The organism is Aeromonas sp. Marseille-Q7275 (assembly GCF_965119515.1).
Genome location: NZ_CBCPLW010000008.1, coordinates 126160 through 145602, shown reverse-complemented (window position 1 = coordinate 145602; position 19443 = coordinate 126160). Strand labels below are relative to the sequence as shown.

The 19443-nt window shown below is 63.4% G+C and carries 18 protein-coding genes, 1 tRNA gene and 2 other RNA genes; all 21 read right to left on the bottom strand.

Going from position 1 to position 19443, the window contains the following annotated elements; genetic code table 11:
- Positions 1-10: 10 nt before the first annotated feature.
- Entirely contained in the window at positions 11-1528 is a 1518-nt protein-coding gene (gene nuoM, locus ACWPWQ_RS09815) for an NADH-quinone oxidoreductase subunit M (RefSeq protein WP_139434262.1), read from the bottom strand.
- 68 nt (positions 1529-1596) lie between these two features.
- Complete coding sequence (nuoL, locus tag ACWPWQ_RS09810) at positions 1597-3444, bottom strand: NADH-quinone oxidoreductase subunit L (RefSeq protein WP_454009669.1); 1848 nt, start codon at positions 3442-3444, stop codon at positions 1597-1599.
- Complete coding sequence (gene nuoK, locus ACWPWQ_RS09805) at positions 3441-3749, bottom strand: NADH-quinone oxidoreductase subunit NuoK (RefSeq protein WP_005314891.1); 309 nt, start codon at positions 3747-3749, stop codon at positions 3441-3443. Before nuoK ends, nuoL begins: the two co-directional genes overlap by 4 nt.
- Positions 3746-4297 carry an NADH-quinone oxidoreductase subunit J gene (nuoJ, locus tag ACWPWQ_RS09800; RefSeq protein ID WP_139434264.1) on the bottom strand — a complete coding sequence of 184 codons (552 nt, stop codon included), beginning with the start codon at positions 4295-4297 and terminating at the stop codon, positions 3746-3748. The genes nuoK and nuoJ overlap by 4 nt, the downstream gene beginning before the upstream one ends.
- A 9-nt stretch (positions 4298-4306) precedes the next feature.
- Entirely contained in the window at positions 4307-4849 is a 543-nt protein-coding gene (gene nuoI / locus ACWPWQ_RS09795) for an NADH-quinone oxidoreductase subunit NuoI (protein WP_025327221.1), read from the bottom strand.
- 7 nt (positions 4850-4856) lie between these two features.
- The gene (nuoH, locus tag ACWPWQ_RS09790) at positions 4857-5825 is read right to left on the bottom strand and encodes an NADH-quinone oxidoreductase subunit NuoH (protein ID WP_025327220.1); all 969 of its coding nucleotides are present in this window, start codon (positions 5823-5825) and stop codon (positions 4857-4859) included.
- Positions 5822-8551: an NADH-quinone oxidoreductase subunit NuoG gene (gene nuoG / locus ACWPWQ_RS09785; protein ID WP_454009668.1), complete on the bottom strand. Its 2730-nt coding sequence runs from the start codon at positions 8549-8551 to the stop codon at positions 5822-5824. The genes nuoH and nuoG overlap by 4 nt, the downstream gene beginning before the upstream one ends.
- A 58-nt stretch (positions 8552-8609) precedes the next feature.
- Positions 8610-9995, bottom strand: coding sequence for an NADH-quinone oxidoreductase subunit NuoF (nuoF, locus tag ACWPWQ_RS09780; RefSeq protein WP_202045926.1), 1386 nt, complete (start codon positions 9993-9995; stop codon positions 8610-8612).
- Positions 9992-10531, bottom strand: a complete 540-nt coding sequence (gene nuoE / locus ACWPWQ_RS09775; protein WP_454009667.1) for an NADH-quinone oxidoreductase subunit NuoE — start codon at positions 10529-10531, stop codon at positions 9992-9994. The genes nuoF and nuoE overlap by 4 nt, the downstream gene beginning before the upstream one ends.
- Before the next feature lie 72 nt (positions 10532-10603).
- On the bottom strand, positions 10604-12409 hold the full coding sequence (gene nuoC, locus ACWPWQ_RS09770; RefSeq protein ID WP_454009666.1) for an NADH-quinone oxidoreductase subunit C/D: 1806 nt from the start codon (positions 12407-12409) through the stop codon (positions 10604-10606).
- Between the two features lie 2 nt (positions 12410-12411).
- Positions 12412-13086, bottom strand: a complete 675-nt coding sequence (locus ACWPWQ_RS09765; RefSeq protein ID WP_025327215.1) for a NuoB/complex I 20 kDa subunit family protein — start codon at positions 13084-13086, stop codon at positions 12412-12414.
- A 29-nt stretch (positions 13087-13115) separates the two neighbouring features.
- Positions 13116-13520, bottom strand: coding sequence for an NADH-quinone oxidoreductase subunit A (locus tag ACWPWQ_RS09760; RefSeq protein ID WP_025327214.1), 405 nt, complete (start codon positions 13518-13520; stop codon positions 13116-13118).
- A gap of 258 nt (positions 13521-13778) precedes the next feature.
- A complete protein-coding gene (locus ACWPWQ_RS09755) occupies positions 13779-14657 on the bottom strand; it encodes a flagellar motor protein MotB (RefSeq protein ID WP_182310796.1) in 879 nt (292 codons plus the stop codon).
- Entirely contained in the window at positions 14632-15390 is a 759-nt protein-coding gene (locus tag ACWPWQ_RS09750) for a flagellar motor protein (RefSeq protein ID WP_025327212.1), read from the bottom strand. Before ACWPWQ_RS09750 ends, ACWPWQ_RS09755 begins: the two co-directional genes overlap by 26 nt.
- 334 nt (positions 15391-15724) lie before the next feature.
- Positions 15725-16417 carry an alpha/beta hydrolase gene (locus ACWPWQ_RS09745; protein WP_454009665.1) on the bottom strand — a complete coding sequence of 231 codons (693 nt, stop codon included), beginning with the start codon at positions 16415-16417 and terminating at the stop codon, positions 15725-15727.
- A gap of 284 nt (positions 16418-16701) precedes the next feature.
- A non-coding RNA gene (locus tag ACWPWQ_RS09740) (RtT sRNA) lies at positions 16702-16830 on the bottom strand.
- Between the two features lie 57 nt (positions 16831-16887).
- Positions 16888-17016: non-coding RNA, RtT sRNA (locus ACWPWQ_RS09735), on the bottom strand.
- Between the two features lie 57 nt (positions 17017-17073).
- A tRNA-Ser gene (locus ACWPWQ_RS09730) sits at positions 17074-17161 on the bottom strand.
- A gap of 268 nt (positions 17162-17429) precedes the next feature.
- Positions 17430-18047, bottom strand: coding sequence for a TPM domain-containing protein (locus tag ACWPWQ_RS09725; RefSeq protein WP_454009664.1), 618 nt, complete (start codon positions 18045-18047; stop codon positions 17430-17432).
- Between the two features lie 22 nt (positions 18048-18069).
- On the bottom strand, positions 18070-18804 hold the full coding sequence (locus ACWPWQ_RS09720) for a TPM domain-containing protein (RefSeq protein WP_454009663.1): 735 nt from the start codon (positions 18802-18804) through the stop codon (positions 18070-18072).
- Complete coding sequence (locus tag ACWPWQ_RS09715) at positions 18801-19406, bottom strand: LemA family protein (RefSeq protein ID WP_454009662.1); 606 nt, start codon at positions 19404-19406, stop codon at positions 18801-18803. The genes ACWPWQ_RS09720 and ACWPWQ_RS09715 overlap by 4 nt, the downstream gene beginning before the upstream one ends.
- Positions 19407-19443: the final 37 nt, after the last annotated feature.

The following is a 19443-nucleotide window of genomic DNA, read 5'->3' as shown; positions in this document are numbered from 1 at the left end:
GGAGAGGGCATCATTGCAGTGCTCCTGTGGCTGGCAGCGCGTACCAGTGCAGCACGCTCAGCAGGCTGCTGCTGGCGGTGTCGAGCACGGGTTGCGGGTAGAGACCGAGCAGCACCAGCAGGCCGGCTATGGTCAGCATCATGGCCAGCTCCCGTCTGTCCAGGCCCTTGAGGACGCTCTCGTCCTTGGGGGTACCGAAGCAGGCGCGCTGCAGCATGATGAGGGAGTAGACCGAGGCCAGCACCAGGCCGAAGGTGGCGATGATGGTGATGATGGGGGCCACCTGGAAGCTGCCGATGAGGATCAGGAACTCGCCGACGAAGTTGCCGGTGCCCGGCATGCCAAGGGAGGCCACCGAGAAGAACAGCATGACGCCGGGCAGGTAGCGCAGCCGACCCCAGAGGCCGCCCATCAGGCGCAGATCCCGGGTGTGCAGCCGCTCGTAGAGCTGGCCGCACAGGATGAAGAGACCGGCGGCGGAGAGGCCGTGGGCGATCATCTGCACCACGGCACCCTGCAGGGCCAGCTCGCTGCCCGAATAGATGGCGATCATCACGAAGCCCATGTGGGAGATGCTGGTGTAGGCCACCAGGCGCTTGATGTCGGTCTGGGCGAAGGCCAGCAGGGCGCCGTAGACGATGCCGAACAGGCCAAGAAGCATGGCGTAGGGGGCGAACTCGGCGGAAGCCTCCGGGAAGAGCGGCAGGGTGAAGCGCAGCAGGCCGTAGGCGGCGGTCTTGAGCAGGATGCCCGCCAGGTCCACCGAGCCTGCGGTCGGTGCCTGGCTGTGGGCGTCCGGCAACCAGCCGTGCAGGGGCACCAGGGGCATCTTGACCGCGAAGGCGATGAAGAAGCCCAGCATCAGCAGCCACTGTACCGTGCTGCTCATGGGGGTGTTCAGCAGCTCCTGATAGTTGAAGGTGAAGACGCCTGTGCTGGCGTGGTGGGTCAGCACCAGCCCCAGGATGGCCACCAGCATGATGAGGCCGCTCGCCTGGGTGTAGATGAAGAACTTGGTGGCCGCGTTGATCCGGGATTTGCCGTCGGTGACCGAGTGGCCCCAGAGCGCGATCAGGAAGTACATGGGGACCAGCATCATCTCCCAGAAGAAGAAGAAGAGGAACAGGTCCACCGCCATGAAGACGCCGAGCACGCCCCCCAGGATCCACAGCAGGTTGAGGTGGAAGAAGCCGATGCGCTGCACGATTTCCTTCCAGGAGCAGAGGATGGCCAGCACGCCGATGAAGCTGGTGAGCATCACCATCAGGAGTGACAGGCCGTCTACCGCCAGGTGCAATGAGATGCCGAAGCGGGGGATCCAGGGTTGCTGCCACTCGGCCGCCCAGACGGGGAGGCCGGGGCTCGCGAGGGAGAAGTCACCCCCCAGCCAGATGGCACCGGAGAGCACCAGACAGGCGCTCATGGAGAGCAGGGCTACCCAGCGAACGAATTGTCCGCCGAGCCGCTCCATCTGCCAGCAGAGCAAGCCGCCGATAAAAGGAATTAACAAGATCCAGAGTAAGGTCACGATATCAGCTCTCGTCTAGGTTCTAGTCGGGCAGGCCCCGGGCCTGCCACACATATTGGGCTCATGGATCAGCCGAGCAGCAGCAGGGCCAGGATCAGGGCGGCGCCCATCCCCATGGAGGCGGCGTACCAGCGCAGCTTGCCGGAGACTGTCCAGGCCAGCAGCTGGTGACCCCCCTGGGCCAGCACGGCGGGCAGGTTCATCATCCGATCCAGCGGGTCCTTGCCGAGCAAGCGGGTTGTCAGCAGGTAGGGCTTGACCCAGATCCAGTCATAGAGCCAGTCAAAGCCCCAGGCATTGAACCAGAGGGTGCTGAGCGCGCGGCCGACGGCACTCTCGGCGATCCCCTTCGCCAGGCGACGTTCGCCTAGGAAGAGGAAGGCGGCGAGCGCAATGCCTGCCACGGCGATGACGCCGGAGAGGATCTCGAGGCTGTGGCGTCCCTCTTCAATATGATCCCCCGGGCCTGCCGGCAGTACCCCGGCCAGCGGCGGCACTATCAATGCGCCAACCCCGGTGGAGAGCACCAGCAGCACCAGCAGCGGCAGCTGGTGGGCCAGGCCGTGACCGGCGTGGGCCTCGGTTTGCGCCTTGCCGTGGAAGGCGATGAAGATGAGGCGGAAGGTGTAGAGGGAGGTCAGGAAGGCCCCACCCAGACCGGCCCACAGCAGGGCGCTCTGGCCACTGGCCTGCACCTGCCAGAGGATGGCGTCTTTACTGTAGAAGCCGGCGGTGACCAGCGGCAGCGCGGCCAGGGCCGAGCCCCCCACCAGGAAGCAGGCATAGACCAGCGGCAGGCTCTTGCGCAGGCCCCCCATCTTGAAGATGTTCTGCTCGTGGTGGGTCGCGACTATGACGGCCCCGGCGGAGAGGAACAGCAGCGCCTTGAAGAAGGCGTGGGTCATCAGGTGGAAGATGGCCCCTTCCCAGGCGCCGACCCCCAGGGCCAGGAACATGTAGCCTATCTGGCTCATGGTGGAGTAGGCCAGGATCCGCTTGATGTCGGTCTGTACCAGGGCGGCAAAGCCTGCCAGCACCAGGGTGATGGCACCGACCAGGGCCACCAGATGGAGGATCTCCGGAGCCAGCAGGAAGAGGCCGTGGGTGCGGGCGATGAGGTAGACACCGGCGGTCACCATGGTGGCCGCGTGGATCAGTGCCGAGACAGGGGTCGGGCCCGCCATGGCGTCTGCCAGCCAGGTCTGCAGGGGCAGCTGGGCGGATTTGCCGACCGCGCCGCCGAGCAGCATCAGGCAGGCGAACGACAGGGCAGGGGAGCCTTCGGCAAACATAGCGGGGGCGCGCACCAGCAGCTCGTGGATGTTGAGGGTGCCGAGCTCGCGGTAGAGCACGAAGAGCCCGATGGCGAGGAAGACGTCACCGACCCGGGTCACCACGAAGGCCTTGAGGGCAGCCGCCCCGTTGGCGGGGTTGCGGTAGTAGAAGCCGATCAGCAGGTAGCTGCACAGCCCCACCCCTTCCCAGCCCAGGTAGACGAACAGCAGATCGTCGGCCAGCACCAGGAACAACATGCTGGCGATGAAGAGGTTGGTGTAGGTGAAGAAGCGGGAATACCCCTCTTCTCCGCGCATGTACCAGGAGGCGAACAGGTGGATGAAGAAGCCCACCCCTGTCACCACCCCCAGCATGGTGAGCGACAGCCCATCCAGCGCCAGACGGAAGGTGGGCTGGAATTCACCCACCGACATCCACTGCCACAGGGTCTGGGTATAGACGCCGCCTTCCGGCATGTTGCCGAGAAAGTCGATGCCAACCCAGAGGGTGGTCAGGGCCGACAGGCCTATGCTGCCGACACCGATGAGTGCCGCGCTGCGCTCGCCGAGACGGCCGATGGAGAAGGCCAGCAGTAGCCACCCCAGCAGGGGGAACAGGAAAGTCAGGTATAGGAGGCTCATCCGCGCATCTCGCTCACAGTGTCCACGTTCAGGGTGTGGTAACGACGATAGAGCAGCAGTAACAGGGCGAGGCCGATACTGGCCTCCGCTGCCGCCAGAGAAATCACCAGTATGTACATGATCTGGCCGTCGGCCTGGGCCCAGCGGCTACCCGCCACCACGAACGCCAGCGCGGACGCATTCATCATGATTTCGATACTCATGAGGATAAACAGCAGGTTGCGGCGGATCAGCAGACCGCACAGCCCGATGCAGAACAGGATGGCGGCCAGCAGCAGACCGTGTTCCATTGGGATTCCATTCATGACTGACCTCCTTCCTGGGATGGGCGAGCTGTGGGTTTGGGGACGGAAAGCACCTCCCCGCTCTTGTCTTCACGGCCAAGGTGATAGGCGGTGACCAGACCCGCCAGCAGCAGGATGGAGGCGAGCTCCACCGCCAGCACATAGGGGCCGAACAGGGCGATGCCGACCTCCTTGGCGCTGACGTCGGTCAGTCCGAGTTCACCGCCGGTGACCCCGAGAATGCCATGGGCCAGGAAGCCGAGCAGGATGAGGGAGAGCAGGGCGGGCCCACCCCAGGTCATGGGGGTGAGCCAGTTGCGCTCCTGATCCTGGGCGGACCCCAGGTTCAGCATCATCACCACGAACACGAACAGCACCATGATGGCGCCGGCGTAGACGATCACCTGCAGGGCGCCTGCGAAGGAGGCCCCCAGGCAGAAGAAGATCATGGCCACGGCGATGAGGGAGATGATGAGATTGAGCAGCGCATGCATGGGGTTGCTGGTGCTGATGACCCGCAGCGTGCTGTAAACGGCGACCAGGGCCGCGGCATAAAATGCCAGTTCCATGATTGACTCCTAGGGCAGCAGGCTCTTGACATCGATGGGCTTGGCTTCGTTCTCGGCATCCCCTTTGGGCTTGCCGTCGATGGCCATCCCGCTCATGCGGTAGAAGTTGTAGTCCGGGTATTTGCCGGGGCCGCTGATCAGCAGATCTTCCTTCTCGTACACCAGATCCTGGCGGCGATACTCCCCCATCTCGAAATCCGGCGTCAGCTGGATGGCGGTGGTGGGGCAGGCCTCTTCACACAGGCCGCAGAAGATGCAGCGGGAGAAGTTGATGCGGAAGAACTCCGGGTACCAGCGACCGTCGTCCCGCTCCGCTTTTTGCAGCGAGATGCAGCCGACCGGGCAGGCCACGGCGCACAGGTTGCACGCCACGCAGCGCTCGTCACCGTCCGGATCCCGGGTCAGTACGATGCGGCCACGGAAACGGGGGGCGGCATAGACCTGCTGCTCCGGGTAGTTCAGGGTCTCGCGGGGGCGCCAGGCATGGGAGAAAACCATCCCCAGACTGCGCAGTTGGGTGCCAACACCCTTGATAATGCTCGTAATTTTCATTGGTGCCTCACTGCACGTTCATAAGCACGACGGCGCCGGTTACCAGCATGTTGAGCAAGGTAAGCGGTAAGCAGACTTTCCAGCCAAAGGACATCACCTGGTCAAAGCGCGGGCGGGGCAGGGAGGCCCGCAGCAGGATGAAGAACACCATGAAACAGGCGGTCTTCAGGGCAAACCAGATGAAGGGCGGCAGCCAGGGGCCGTGCCAGCCACCGAAGAAGAGGGTCACGATGAGGGAGGAGATCAGCACTATGCCGATGTACTCGCCCACGAAGAACAGACCCCACTTCATGCCCGCGTACTCGATGTGATAGCCGTCGGCGAGCTCCTGCTCGGCCTCCGGCTGGTCAAACGGGTGGCGGTGGGTGACGGCAACCCCGGCAAACAGGAAGGTGATGAAGCCCAGGAACTGGGGGATCACGTTCCACAAACCGGCTTGCGCTTCCACTATATCCCGCAGGTTGAAGCTGCCGGTCTGGATGACGATGCCCATGAGCGACAGGCCGAGGAACACCTCGTAGGAGAGGGTCTGGGCCGAGGCGCGCAGGCTGCCGAGCAGGGAGTACTTGTTGTTGCTCGACCAGCCGGCGAACAGCACGGCATAGACTGCAAGCCCTGCGATGGCCAGGATGTAGAGCAGCCCCACGTTGAGATCCGCCACGCCCCAGGTGGGGGTGATGGGCACCACCGCAAACGCCAGGATGAAGGCGGTAAAGGCGATGATGGGGGCCAGCACGAAGATCCGGCGATCCGCGAACGGCGGGATCCAGTCCTCCTTGAAGAACATCTTGACCATGTCGGCCGCCAGTTGCAGCAGGCCGAAGGGGCCCACCCGGTTGGGGCCGTACCTGTCTTGCCAGAGCGCCAGCAGACGGCGCTCGATGAAACTCATGAAGGCGCCAGCCCCCACGATCCCCACCAGCACGATCAAGGCTTTGCCTACCTCCAGCAACAGATCGATCAGCTCATTGCTCATGCGATGGCCTCCTGCAAGTCAGTCACATAGGCCTGGTGCAGCGCAGTCGGCAGACCATGGGCCCCCAGGGGCAGGCCGAGCAGGCCTGGTGCCAGCCGCTCGCTGATCCGAAGGCGCAGCCGCCAGTGGTGACCTCCCCAGGAGAAGGCCACCAGATTGCCGGCATGAAGGGCCAAACGGGTGGCGTCGGCCGGGTTCAGCACCAGCTCGGGGTCCCCCATGCGGGCCTGGATGACGGGGCTGCGGGCGGAGAGCTCATCGCCACCGAACAGCTGGTCATAACTGACCACCTGCAGGGCTGCCTCTGCCCTGAAGGGGGCGGGAATGGTGTCGAACCAGCCGAGGGACTCGCTGCCTGGCTCCAGCAGGCGACGACCGGGATCGCCGGCCCGCAGGCTGCCACCCACCTCGTCCTGGAACTTGTTCCAGGCAGAGGGAGAGTTCCAGCCCGGTGCCCAGGCGAACGGCACCTGTTGCAGGGGCTGGCGGGCACCGGCATAGCCTTCCATGGAGAAGGCGAACGGGGAGTCGGGATCTTGCGCCACACGGGGCTCGCTCACGTTCTGATCCGCCAGCATGGAGGTGCGGCCGCTGTAGCGGTGCGGCTCGCGGGCGAGCTTCATGCCGCGGATGCGCAGACCCGCGTTGGGGGCGGCTTCGCGCATGGTGACCAGCAGCGGGGCAGAGGCGGCGCAGGCTGCACTCACCTCGTCGAAGGTGCTCCAGCGCGGGGACTTGCCGTCCAGCATGCCTTGCAGCGCGGCCAGCCAGCGCCAGCCTTCGCGCACCTGGATGTCGGCGTCGTAGAAGGCGGGGGCATAGACCTGGAAGAAGCGCTGGGCGCGGCCTTCCATGTTCACCACAGTGCCATCGGCCTCCGCGAAGCTGGCGGCAGGCAGCACCAGGTGGGCCTGCCGGGCGGTGCCGGTGTCCTGATGATCCACCACCAGCAGATGCTGCAGGCGCTTGATGGCGCCATCGACCCGGTTGCGGGGGGCGCGGCGATAGAGATCGTTCTCCAGGGTGATCAAGGCAAGGGACTCGCTCCCTTCGATGCGCTCGAGGGCGGCTTCCAGCGGGGCGGCGTTGCCGGCCAGCATGGCCAGCCCCAGGCTGTTGGCCTCCTGCGCGACCAGCGCCAGCTCCACGGCCTGGCCGCGACCCTTGAGGGCGTGAGCTATGTTGCTGGCCGCCTCGATCAGCGCCTCGTTGCGGGCACCATTGCCTGCGATGATGAGGGGCTTCTTGGCATTGCCGAGCAGCTCGGCCCAGCGGCTGGCTTGGGCCAGCTGATCGGCGTCCAGATCCTGCGGGGCAGGGGCCAAGCCGTCGAGCAGGTGGGCGATGGCAAAGCCGAGGCGGGCCTGATCGGCGTGGGGGGCGTGCAGTGTATCGGCGGCCACGTCGTCGAGACGGGTCTGATCCAGGCTGGTGATGAGCAAGGGGTAGCGCTCATTCTGAGCCAGCGTCTGCACCGCGGCGACCTGCCAGAGATCCACCTTCAGCTTGCGGGCTATTTCGCGTCCCTTGCCCTTGACCGCCTGGCGCAGGGCCAGGGCGATGCGGGCGGCGGTCTGGGTGACATCTTCGCCCAGCACCAGGACGGCGTCTGCCTCTTCCATGTCCCTAAGGCTGGGGGTACGTACCCCGCCCTGATGCAGCACATGCAGCATCTTCTGCAGGCAGGCCCATTCGCTCTGCTCGACGCCTGCGTAGAAGTTGGCGGCGCCCACCAGCTCGCGCAGGGCGAAGTTGCTCTCGAGCGAGGCGCGCGGCGAGCCGATGCCGATGATGCCGCTTGCGGTGCGCAGGGCATCGGCGGCGCGGTTGAGGGCGCCATCCACCGTGATGGCCAGCTTGTCATTGCCATCCTGCAGCAGGGGTTGGCGCGGGCGGTCGGCCTGGTTGACATAGCCGTAACCGAAGCGGCCACGATCACAGAGGAAGTAGTGGTTCAGGGCGCCGTGGAAGCGGTTCTCGATGCGGCGCAGCTCGCCGTAGCGCTCTCCCGGGCTGATGTTGCAGCCGACCGAGCACTGCTGGCAGATGCTGGGGGCGAACTGCATGTCCCACTTGCGGTTGTAGCGCTCGGAGTGGGTCTTGTCGGTGAAGACGCCGGTGGGGCAGACCTCCACCAGGTTGCCGGAGAACTCGCTCTCCAGGGTGCCATCCTCGACCCGGCCGAAGTAGACGTTGTCGTGGGCGCCATAGACCCCCAGATCCTCGCCGCCGGCGTAATCCTTGTAGTAGCGCACGCAGCGATAGCAGGCGATGCAGCGGTTCATCTCGTGGTTGATGAAGGGGCCGAGATCCTGATTCTGGTGGGTGCGCTTGGTGAAGCGGTAGCGGCGGCTGTTGTGGCCCGTCATCACCGTCATGTCCTGCAGGTGGCAGGCGCCACCCTCTTCGCACACCGGACAGTCGTGGGGGTGGTTGGTCATCTGCCACTCCACCACCGTCTTGCGAAACTCCTTCGCCTCTTCGTCCTCGATGGAGATATAGGTGCCATCGGTGGAGGGGGTCATGCAGGACATGACCAGGCGGCCGCGCTTGTCGTCGGCATTCTGGTACTGTTTGACCGCGCACTGGCGGCAGGCGCCGACGCTGCCGAGCGCCGGGTGCCAGCAAAAATAGGGGACGTCCAGACCCAGCGACAGACAGGCTTGCAGCAGGTTGTCTGCCCCGTCTACCTCGAACTCTTTACCGTCTACATGAATGGTTGCCATACAACTTCCCTGAAACCTGTTTTGTGAAATCGGCTATTGCCCGATGCGTCCTGGCGTATTACCAGCGCTCGCCCAGCAGATTGGGCTGGATACCCTTGAACAGCTTGTGATTGTCGTGGGGGGCCTTGACCCCGGCCTCGAACTCGGACCGGAAGTACTTCATGGCACTGCCAAGGGGCTCGACGGCGCCGGGGGCATGGGCACAGAAGGTCTTGCCTGGCCCCAGGAAGCTGACCAGCTGCTCCAGGGTGGCGAGATCCTCGGGTTGCCCTTCGCCTCGCTCCAGGGCCCGCAGGATCTTGACGCTCCAGGGCAGGCCGTCGCGGCAGGGGGTGCACCAGCCGCAGGATTCGCGGGCGAAGAACTCCTCCATGTTGCGCAAGAGTCCGACCATGTTGATGCTGTCATCCACCGCCATGGCGAGGCCGGTGCCCATGCGGGTGCCCACCTTGCCGATGCCGCCTGCATACATCTGGGCATCCAGATGCTCGGGCAGCAGGAAGCCGGTGCCGGCGCCACCAGGTTGCCAGGCCTTGAGGCGATAGCCAGCCTTCATGCCGCCTGCGTACTCTTCGAACAGCTCGCGGGCTGTGATGCCGAACGGCAGCTCCCAGAGGCCGGGGTTGTTCACCTTGCCGGAGAAGCCCATCAGCTTGGTACCGTGATCTTCCGACCCCGGCAGCGCCAGCCCCTGATACCAGGGGACGCCGTTGCCGATGATGGCGGGCACGTTGCACAGGGTCTCGACGTTGTTGACGCAGGTGGGCTTGCCCCAGACGCCGGAAACGGCGGGGAAGGGGGGCTTGGCCCGCGGGTTGGCGCGCCGTCCTTCCAGGGAGTTGATGAGCGCCGTCTCTTCGCCACAGATGTAGCGGCCGGCGCCGGTGTGGACGAATAGCTCGAAGTCAAAACCCGAGCCCAGGATGTTCTTGCCAAGCAGCCCCGCGGCCTTGGCCTCTTCCACCGCGCGGCGCAGGTGGATGGCGGCATCCACGTACTCGCCGCGCAGGAAGATGTAGCCGCGATAGGCCTTGAGGGCCCGGGCACTGATGATCATCCCCTCGATCAGCAGGTGGGGCAGCTGCTCCATCAGCAGCCGATCCTTGTAGGTGTTCGGCTCCATCTCGTCGGCGTTGCAGAGCAGGTAACGGATGTTCATGCTCTCGTCCTTGGGCATCAGGCCCCACTTCACCCCGGTGGAGAAGCCGGCGCCGCCGCGCCCCTTGAGGCCGGCGTCCTTGACGGTGCTGACGATCTCATCCGGGCTCATCTGGCCCAGTGCCTTGCGGGCGGCCTCATAGCCTTGCTTGGCCTGATACTCCTCGAGCCACACCGGCTGGCCGTCATCCCGCAGCCGCCAGGTGAGGGGATGAGTCTCGGGGGCGCGGGCAATGCGGTTGGCGGTGCCGAGGGAGGCGAGTGTCTTGCCTGGCTGAATGCTCATGGGTAAGCCTCCAGGGTTTTCAGCAACGTCACCGGATCGAGTCCGCCATAGGTGTCGTCATCGATCATGATGGCCGGCCCCTTGTCGCAGTTGCCGAGGCAGCAGACCGGTAGCAGGGTGAAGCGGCCATCCGGGGAGGTCTGGCCGGGGGCCAGATTGACGACCTCTTTCAGACCGGCCAGCAGCTGCTCGTGGCCGTTGATGTAGCAGACCATGCTGTCGCAGACGCGGATGATGTGGCGACCCACCGGCTGGCGGAAGATCTGGCTGTAGAAGGTGGCGACCCCCTCCACGTCGCTGGCGGGGATGCCGAGCTCGGCACCGATGGCGTGAATGGCGCCGTCGGGCACCCAGCCGCGGGTCTGCTGCACTATCTTGAGCGCTTCTATGCTGGCGGCACGGGGATCTTCGTAGTGGTGTTTCTCATGTTCGATGGCATCGCGCTCAGCCTGGCTCAGGACGAAATCGCCCTGTTTGCTGCTGCATGCCCCTTGCCCTTGGGGGGTCTGGTTATTGTGACACTGACATTGGCTCATGACTTGACCTTTTGTGGCTTTTCCCTTTACTGCGCGTCTTGCCCTTCGCCCCGTCTGTCGGGGCGAGAGGACTCAACGATCCACATCTGACATAACGAAATCGATACTGCCCAGGTAGACGATGAGGTCCGACACCATCTGGCCGCGGATCACCGAGGGGATCTGCTGCAGGTGGGCAAAGCTCGGGGTCCGGATCCGGGTCCGGTAGCTCATGGTGGAGCCGTCGCTGGTCAGGTAGTAGCTGTTGATGCCCTTGGTCGCCTCTATCATCTGGAAGGACTCGGCGGCCGGCATCACCGGGCCCCATGACACTTGCAGGAAGTGGGTGATCAGGGTCTCGATGTCCTGCAGGGTGCGCTCTTTGGGTGGCGGCGTGGTGAGCGGGTGATCCGCCTTGAAGGGCCCCTCCGGCATGTTCTTCATGCACTGCTCTATGATGCGCATGCTCTGGCGGATCTCCTCGATGCGCACGGTCGCGCGGTCGTAGGCATCCCCGTTGCTGCCTACCGGCACCTCGAACTCGAACTGATCGTAGCCGGAATAAGGGCGCCATTTGCGCACGTCGAAGTTGAGGCCGGTGGCCCGCAGACCGCCCCCCGTGGTGCCCCAGGCGAGCGCCTGCGCCGTGTTGTAGGCGGCGACGCCTATGGTGCGGCCGCGCAGTATGCTGTTGCGCATGGCGGCCTTCTCATACTCCATCAAGCGCTTGGGCAGCCAGCTCAGCAGATTGTCCTGGATGAGGCGGGCCCAGCCGATGGGCAGATCGTGAGCCACACCGCCGATGCGGAACCAGGCCGGGTGCATACGGGCGCCGGTGATGGCCTCGATGATGGTGTAGATCTTCTGCCGGTCGGTGAAGGTGAAGAAGACCGGGGTCATGGCCCCCACGTCCTGGATATAGGTGCCAAGGAACAGCAGGTGGCTCTGGATGCGGAACAGCTCCGCCATCATCACCCGGATCATGTCGACCCGGTTGGGTACCTTGATCCCCGCCAGCTTCTCGACCGCCAGCACATAGGGCAGGTTGTTCATCACGCCGCCCAGGTACTCGACCCGATCGGTGTAGGGGATGTAGCTGTGCCAGGACTGGCGCTCGCCCATCTTCTCGGCACCGCGGTGGTGATAGCCGATGTCGGGCACGCAGTCGCGGATCTCTTCCCCGTCGAGCTGCAGCACCAGGCGGAAGGCGCCGTGGGCCGAGGGGTGGTTCGGGCCGAGGTTCAGGAACATGTAGTCCTCGTTCTCGTTGCCACGGGCCATGCCCCACTCTTCCGGCTTGAACAGCAGGTTGTCCTGCTCCTGATCCTGCTTGACCGCATCGAGCATGAAGGGATCGAACTCGGTGGCGCGGGCCGGGTAGTCCTTGCGCAGCGGGTGTCCCTGCCAGCTCTTGGGCATCATGATGCGGGTGAGATGGGGGTGACCGTCGAAGGTGATGCCCATCAGATCCCAGACTTCCCGCTCGTACCAGTTGGCGTTGGGGAAGTGGCGGCTGACGGTGGGCAGGTGCAGATCGCTCTCCATCAGCGGCACCTTCAGCATCACATCGGCGTTACGGTCGATGGAGATGAGGTGATAGAAGACGGTGAAGTCGCTGCCCGGCAGGCCGTGGCGATGGCTGCGCATCCGCTCGTCGGTGGCGCTGAGGTCAAACAGCATCACGAAGGGGGAGGGGAGCTTTTGCAAAAAGCCCATCACGTCCAGCAGCAGATCGCGGGAGAGCCAGATCACCGGCACCCCGGTACGGGTGCTCTGCACCGTGAAGCGCTCAGCACCGAAGTGGGCGAACAGCTCGCCGACCACCTGGGCATCGGCGTGATCCGCCATCTGCCCCTGGGCCATGGTGTAGTTGCTTGGGAATTCTCGAGTCAGTTTCATGATCAGATCTCATCCGGCGTGCGCAGGTTGGTGACTTGGATGCGCTCTTCCCGCTTGCGATCCTTCTCGGCCTGCATCTGGGGACGGTAGATCCCCTGATCACCCACCACCCAGGAGAGGGGGCGGCGTTCCTTGCCGATGGAGTCCTGCAGCAGCATCAGGGCCTGCAGGAAGGCTTCGGGACGGGGCGGGCAGCCCGGGATGTAGACGTCGACCGGCAGGAACTTGTCCACCCCCTGCACCACGGAATAGATGTCATACATGCCGCCCGAGTTGGCACAGGCGCCCATGGAAATGACCCACTTGGGTTCGAGCAGCTGTTCATAGAGGCGCTGGATGACGGGGGCCATCTTGATGAAGGGGGTACCGGCGATCACCATGAAATCCGCCTGACGGGGCGAAGCCCGGATGACTTCGGCGCCGAAGCGGGCCACGTCATGGGGGGAGGTGAAGGCGGTACACATCTCCACATAGCAGCAGGAGATGCCGAAGTTGTAGGGCCAGAGGGAGTTCTTGCGGCCCCAGTTGACGGTGTCTTGCAGCACCTCTTCGAGGCGCCCGATCATGATGCCGCGGGTCGCCTGCTGCGCCAGCGGGTCATCGACGGTCTGGCGCTGTTCCTGGGGGTAGCGCTCAACGGGCGCATCCGGGTCAATCCGGGTCAGGGTGTACTTCATGGTGCAACCTCAAAGGGATAATCGGTAAATCAGTCTGGCTTCTTGTCAGTCAGGACGCGTTTCTTCGGGGCCCAGTCGAGAGCACCGATGCGCCACAGGTAGATGAGGCCTACCAGCAGCAGGGTGATGAAGATGGTGGCTTCGATGAAACCGACCCAGCCGCTCTCCCGAACGGAGACGGACCAGGCGAAGAGATAGAGTGCCTCGACGTCGAAGATGACGAAGAACATGGCGACCAGGTAGAACTTGGCGGAGAAACGCAGACGGGCATTGCCGACGGAATCGATACCCGATTCGAAGGGCCTGTTCTTGGCACGGCCATAGGCTCGTCCCCCCAGCAAGGCCGCGACGCCTATCATGGTCAGGCAGATGCAGATGGCCCCAATGACGTAGACAGCAAAGGCCCAATGCTGGACAGCAATATCAGCAAACATAGGTGTTTTCCCCAACCGAATTAATCATGTGACTTAACAAGGATGCTACGTATTATGCCAGTTCCATACTGATTTACATGTCATTTCAAAGGATTAATTATTAATCAACGGGAGGAAAATCGCGTTTTGCTAGCGGGGTCAATTTTCTCATTTGAGAATCATTTTCAATTGCCTTTACCCGGCAGGGAAAACAGCCGATCTGCTTGAGAAATAAACTAATCGGCAAAACGAAAGACCCCGCATGGCGGGGTCTTTTCATCAAGGGGCGAGGAGGGGGAGGGCTTGTTCAGCCGCCTTGCCCTGGGAGAGCACTATCTCCACCCTGCGGTTGGCCTGGCGATGGGCCGGAGTGTCGTTGGCAAAGCGGGGCTGGGTGTCTGCCACGCCCTGGGCGATGACGCGCCGCGAGTCCAGCTTGGGGTTGGTGAGCAGGGTATGGACTATGGTGGCCGCCCGCAGCACCGACAGTTCCCAGTTGTTGCGATAGAGCTCCACCGGCGCCTGGGAGTTGTCTGTGTGGCCGGTGACCACCACCATGCCCGGAATATCGGCCAGCACGTCGGAGACCTTGTTGACCAGGGGAATGAACTGGGGCTGCAGGAAGGCCGAATCGGCCGGGAACAGGGTCTTCTCGCCGATGCGGATCACCAGCTGGCTGCCGAGCTGTTCCACCTCGATCTCCTTGGACTCAATCTGGCTCTTGAGCTGCTGATCCAGCTTTTGCTTGGTGAGGGCGGCCCACTCCTGCTCCTTGGTCTTGTGAGGCCATGACTCGGTGGCACTGGGTTTCTCCGAGGCGCCTATGGTCTCGTTGAAGGGATCGGCTGCGGCGGCCGGCGCCTGGGTGTCCAGTACCTCCTCCTTCTGGGAGGTGCCCGGCGTGGTCTTGGACTCCGGCTCCAGGATGCCGGTCCCCCCCTGCATCACGGGAGAGCCGGCGGGCAGAGAGATGAGGCCTATCTTGCCAAGAGACTCGATAAAGCCCTGGATCAGCACCCGGGTCTCCGATTGCTTGGCCATGGCGAAGGAGTAGAGCACCACGAACAGGGCAAACAGCAGGGTCATGAAGTCGGCATAGGAGACCAGCCAGCGCTCATGGTTCTCCGGTGCTTCAGCCTTTTTCTTTTTCGCCACCATGGCCTCCGAGGTAGGGTTCAAGGGTCACTTGCAGCCGCTGTTGTGACTCGCCGTCCACTATGCAGAGGATGCCGGTCAGGGTCATCTCCTTGTAGTGGCGGATCTGGTGGGCGAAGCCCTTGTAGCGGTTGCCAAAGGGCAGGAAGATCAGGTTGGCGGCGCCGACCCCGTAGATGGTGGCGATGAAGGCTACCGCGATGGCGCCACCGAGCTTGTCCGGCGCATCCAGCAGCCCCATGGCGTGAATGAGGCCGAACACGGCCCCGACTATCCCCATGGTCGGGCAGTAGCCCCCCATGGCTTCGTAGAATTTGACGGTCTGCTCGAGATCTTCCTGCTCGAACTCGATCTCGTTTTCCAGCACCTCGTGGATCTTGGTCTTCTCGTAGCCATCCACCATCATCTGCACCCCTTTTTTCAGGAAGGGATCCTTGATGTCATCGATCATCCCCTCCAGTGCCAGCATGCCGCTGCGCCGGGCGTTGCCTGCCAGGGTCTCCAGCAACTGGGCCTGCTCCAGCATGTCGAGGCGCAGGGGAGAGATGAGCCACTTGAAACGCTTGAAGGTCTTGCCGACCACGGAGAAGGGGAATTGGGTCAGGGCGGCACCCACTGTGCCCCCGATCACGATGAGAAAGGCGGGGAGATCGAGCAGGGCGCTGGGGTGTCCCCCCTCGATGATGTTGCCACCCAGGATGGCAGCCAGGGCCAGCAGCAAACCAATAAGACTCATCTATCCATATCCCTATGCGTTGTGTGTGGCTAGTGTAGTCATTTAACTATCAGTTTTTCAAAATGAAATCCAATCGATGAGCAATATCGGACGGCTCGGAATCATGAACTTGTCCCTCCTGTTTCGGCCAGGATGGCGGGATCATGAGGACCTTGATGGGGCGAGCGGTAGTGTGCGTTTGATACCAGTCATTGAGGAAGAGGCCCTGATGGGAGAGCGGGCCAGGGGGGAGAGGTTGAAATCCGGCGAGCGACCCGGTCAGCCTGGGAAGCCTGTCCGTGCCAGTGGATCCCCGAGGCCCCTTACGGCGCCGCGGGGATGACGCAGATCTCCTTCAATCAGCCTGGCTGGCCGCCTCCGCGATGAGGGAGGCTATCTCGTCGGCTCGCGAGGCGAGGGAGGCGTGGCTGGCCGCCAGCGTCACCGTCTTGCGAGGTGCGATGCGTGACGACATTTTCTGCTGATTGTCCGGGTGGATCATGCGGTCTTCGCTGGATATCTGATACCAGCTTGGTTTTTTCTTCCAGGCCGGCGCCGTGATGTTGTTGCCAAAGGTGCCCCCCAGCGGCGCCTTCTGGGTCACTGCCATCACCAGGGCCTCCTCCGGGGTCAAGTCCTGGCAGAAACTCTCGTGAAACTTGTCCGCCACTATCCAGAGATAGCCGTCGCTGTCGGGCGCTATGTTGGCCATGGCTGCGGGCGGCAGGCTCTGGGTGAGGGCGCCCGGACTTTCACCGGCATCCGGGGCGAAGGCGGCGACATAGACCAGGCCGATCACGTTGGGCAGGTTGCCCGCCTCGGTGATGACGGCTCCACCGTAGGAGTGGCCGACGAGCAGCACGGGGCCGCTCTGCTGGGCCACCATCTTGCGGGTTCGCTCGGCGTCGTCGGCCAGGGAGGTGAGGGGCAGCTCAACCGCCTTCAGTTTGGTGAAGCCCCGCCGTGATAACGCCACTATGACCTTGCCCCAGTGCGCCGCGCCGCCCCAGAAGCCGTGCACCAGGACTATGGTGGGTTGCTCGCTCATCGCTTTATCTCCTGTTGAATAAAGATGTGATTGCCAGGAGCCAGCCGGGCTGATGCCGAAGGCTTCCCTCCATGGGCGACCAAAAGCATAGCTCCTGGACGAACCCCCATCGGCTTGCCTAAGGGGATCCACCACGGATGGCGTATTGGGAAGGCGGTTGGCTAAGGCAGAGAGAAGTAGAGAGCGGGCAGGGAAGAGGAGGGGAATACGAGCCGGGGAAGGTGTCGATGTCAGCGAACAGCCGGAAAGCAAAAAACCGACCCTGAGGTCGGCTTTTTATAATTTGGCGGTGAGGGAGGGATGATTCGCCACTGCGTGGCTCACCCCTTCGGGGCGGCCTCTGGCCGTTCATCGCAGCAAGCTGCTCTGCTCGAACCCGACGAGGCTTCTCACCCTCCCTCCATCGGCATCGGGTGTTGTTATGCCACCAGATGCAAAAAAACCGACCCTGAGGTCGGTTTTTTATAATTTGGCGGTGAGGGAGGGATGATTCGCCACTGCGTGGCTCACCCCTTCGGGGCGGCCTGCGGCCGTTCATCGCAGCAAGCTGCTCTGCTCGAACCCGACGAGGGTTCTCACCCTCCCTCCATCGGCATCGGGTGTTGTTATGCCACCAGATGCAAAAAAACCGACCCTGAGGTCGGTTTCTTATAATTTGGCGGTGAGGGAGGGATTCGAACCCTCGATACGTTGCCGTATACACACTTTCCAGGCGTGCTCCTTCAGCCACTCGGACACCTCACCAAATTTTTACTTCTTTGAAGTGGCTTTCGGATCACGCTGCGCGTGCTTACTTACCGACTTCGTCGGTGGGCAGCCTCTCGGATACCTCACCAAATTTTCGACTGCTGTTTAACGTGTTCAATCACCACGTCGTTCGCTGCGCCGTTGCGCTGGAACGGGGCGTAATTTAGGGGAAAGCTGACTCGGGGTCAAACACTTTTCCCCTTATTTTTCAGAATCTTTATCGAATGCCTATCCCTTGCACAGAATGCCGGTTTTTTAAGCCGCTTCAGGGTTTGTCCAAAATGATCAGGCTGTCGGGCAACTCGTTTTGATCCCGGGTGGCCGGAAACGCATCGGTCAGGATGGCGCTGGTGCGATCCACGCACTCGAGGAAGCCCTGTTCCACCTCCTTGTTGCGCACCCGCACCACGAAGTCGTCGATGATCTGTTGCCACAGCGCGTTGTCTATGTGCTGGGCGATGCCGTCATCCACCAGGATCTCCACATAGTGCTCCGCCACAGAGACGAAGATCAGCACCCCGAGCCGGTCGCGGGTACGGTGCAGTCCCTGCTCGACAAACTGCAGGCGGGCCATCAGGGCCGCCCTGTGCTGACGCACGCTCTTCGGGATCAGCCGCATCTTGATGGGGGTCCAGTGGAACAGCAGGCTCAGCAGCAGCCAGACCGCCCACTGCACCAGCAGGATCTCGTACCAGCCGAGCCAGAAGCCGAGCTGGAACACCAGCAGGGGAGTGAGCATGGCCAGCAGCGCGGCCCACAGGGTCGGGATGTAGCGATAGCCATCGCTGGCGGGGGCCAGCACTGTGACCAGCTCGGCGTCCGTGGCCTGCTCGGCTTGTCGTACCCTGGCCTGCAAGGTGTGATAGAACTGTTTTGAAATCATTGTCTTGTCTCTTGCTCCCTGATTACCAACCACCGGAGGCACCACCGCCCCCAAAACTGCCACCACCGCCACTGAAACCGCCGCCGCCCCCAAAGCCACCGCCGGAGCGTCCGGCGCCGAAACCGCCGGCCAGGTAAGCGGCGCGGCGCCGGCCGCGACCACCGCCGCCACCGCCTCCCCGCAGGTGGTGCAGCACTAGCATCACGACCACCACCAGGATGAACAGCCAGGGGCCGCCGAGCTTGTCTTCCTTGCTGGCGTTGCCCACCGGTTGGTATTCCCCGGCCAGGGCCTGCATGATGCCCTGGCTGCCAGCCACCACGCCGGCCACCATGTCGCCGCGCTTGAAGGCGGGCAGGATCCGGGTCTGGATGATGTTGGCGGCGATGGCATCGGGCAGGGCGCCCTCCAGGCCATAGCCCACCTCGATGCGCACCTTGCGCTCATCCTGGGCGATCAACAGCAGCACGCCGTTGTTCTTGTCCTTCTGGCCTATGCCCCAGTGGCGGCCGAGCTGGTAGCCGTACTCCTCTATGGTCTCCCCATCCAGGCTGTCGATGGAGACCACCACCAGCTGGATGCCGCTGCGTTTCTCGAAGGCGGCCAGTTGCTGGGTCAGCTGGTGGGCCTGCTTGCGTGACATCAGGGCCGCCTCATCCACCACACGTCCGCTCAGCGGCGGAAAGTCCGGGGCGGCGTGCAGCGCCGCCGTCCAGAGCAGCAGCAAGGGGAGCAGCGCGCGCAACATCATCGTCATTGGAAGCTGACCTTGGGCGCCTCATCGGCACCGGGCTTGGCGCTGAAGCTGGGCTTGGCCTCGAGATCCGAATAGAGCAGCTTGGACCAGATGACCCCCGGGAAGGTGCGGATCTCGGTATTGAACTGGCGTACCGCCTCTATGTAGTCGCGCCTGGCCACCGCGATGCGGTTCTCGGTGCCTTCCAGCTGGGCCAGCAGGGTCAGGAACTGCTGATCCGCTTTCAGGTCCGGGTAGCGTTCCACCACCACCATCAGGCGGGAGAGGGCGCTGGAGAGCTGATCCTGGGCCGCTTCAAAGGTCTTGAGCTGGGAGGGATCGCTCACCTGCAGGCTGCCGACCCGGGCGCGGGCATCGGTGACCGCCTTGAGGGTCTCCTGCTCGTGGCTGGCGTACCCCTTGACGGTGGCCACCAGGTTGGGAATGAGATCGGCCCGGCGCTGGTACTGGTTCTCGACCTGCCCCCAGCTCGCCTTGACCTGCTCATCCAGGGTGGGAATGTTGTTCATGCCGCACCCGCTCAATCCCAGCAGCAGGGTGAAAGTCAGCAGGCACTGGGTGGCCCTGTGCCGGAGTGAAGTGGCCATCTTGTTGTTCTCCATTGAAATTTCTGACGGATATCGGCTCACCATAGCAGCT

What these genes read in the sequence shown, in the direction of transcription:
- nuoL (WP_454009669.1), bottom strand. Translation starts at nt 3,444, where the DNA reads ATGAGCCTCCTATACCTGACTTTCCTGTTCCCCCTGCTGGGGTGGCTA.
- nuoK (WP_005314891.1), bottom strand. Translation starts at nt 3,749, where the DNA reads ATGAATGGAATCCCAATGGAACACGGTCTGCTGCTGGCCGCCATCCTG.
- ACWPWQ_RS09750 (WP_025327212.1), bottom strand. Translation starts at nt 15,390, where the DNA reads ATGAGTCTTATTGGTTTGCTGCTGGCCCTGGCTGCCATCCTGGGTGGC.
- nuoF (WP_202045926.1), bottom strand. Translation starts at nt 9,995, where the DNA reads ATGAGCATTCAGCCAGGCAAGACACTCGCCTCCCTCGGCACCGCCAAC.
- nuoE (WP_454009667.1), bottom strand. Translation starts at nt 10,531, where the DNA reads ATGAGCCAATGTCAGTGTCACAATAACCAGACCCCCCAAGGGCAAGGG.
- ACWPWQ_RS09725 (WP_454009664.1), bottom strand. Translation starts at nt 18,047, where the DNA reads ATGATTTCAAAACAGTTCTATCACACCTTGCAGGCCAGGGTACGACAA.
- ACWPWQ_RS09715 (WP_454009662.1), bottom strand. Translation starts at nt 19,406, where the DNA reads ATGGAGAACAACAAGATGGCCACTTCACTCCGGCACAGGGCCACCCAG.
- nuoJ (WP_139434264.1), bottom strand. Translation starts at nt 4,297, where the DNA reads ATGGAACTGGCATTTTATGCCGCGGCCCTGGTCGCCGTTTACAGCACG.
- nuoC (WP_454009666.1), bottom strand. Translation starts at nt 12,409, where the DNA reads ATGAAACTGACTCGAGAATTCCCAAGCAACTACACCATGGCCCAGGGG.
- nuoG (WP_454009668.1), bottom strand. Translation starts at nt 8,551, where the DNA reads ATGGCAACCATTCATGTAGACGGTAAAGAGTTCGAGGTAGACGGGGCA.
- ACWPWQ_RS09745 (WP_454009665.1), bottom strand. Translation starts at nt 16,417, where the DNA reads ATGAGCGAGCAACCCACCATAGTCCTGGTGCACGGCTTCTGGGGCGGC.
- ACWPWQ_RS09755 (WP_182310796.1), bottom strand. Translation starts at nt 14,657, where the DNA reads ATGGTGGCGAAAAAGAAAAAGGCTGAAGCACCGGAGAACCATGAGCGC.
- ACWPWQ_RS09765 (WP_025327215.1), bottom strand. Translation starts at nt 13,086, where the DNA reads ATGAAGTACACCCTGACCCGGATTGACCCGGATGCGCCCGTTGAGCGC.
- ACWPWQ_RS09720 (WP_454009663.1), bottom strand. Translation starts at nt 18,804, where the DNA reads ATGACGATGATGTTGCGCGCGCTGCTCCCCTTGCTGCTGCTCTGGACG.
- nuoH (WP_025327220.1), bottom strand. Translation starts at nt 5,825, where the DNA reads ATGAGCAATGAGCTGATCGATCTGTTGCTGGAGGTAGGCAAAGCCTTG.
- ACWPWQ_RS09760 (WP_025327214.1), bottom strand. Translation starts at nt 13,520, where the DNA reads ATGTTTGCTGATATTGCTGTCCAGCATTGGGCCTTTGCTGTCTACGTC.
- nuoI (WP_025327221.1), bottom strand. Translation starts at nt 4,849, where the DNA reads ATGAAAATTACGAGCATTATCAAGGGTGTTGGCACCCAACTGCGCAGT.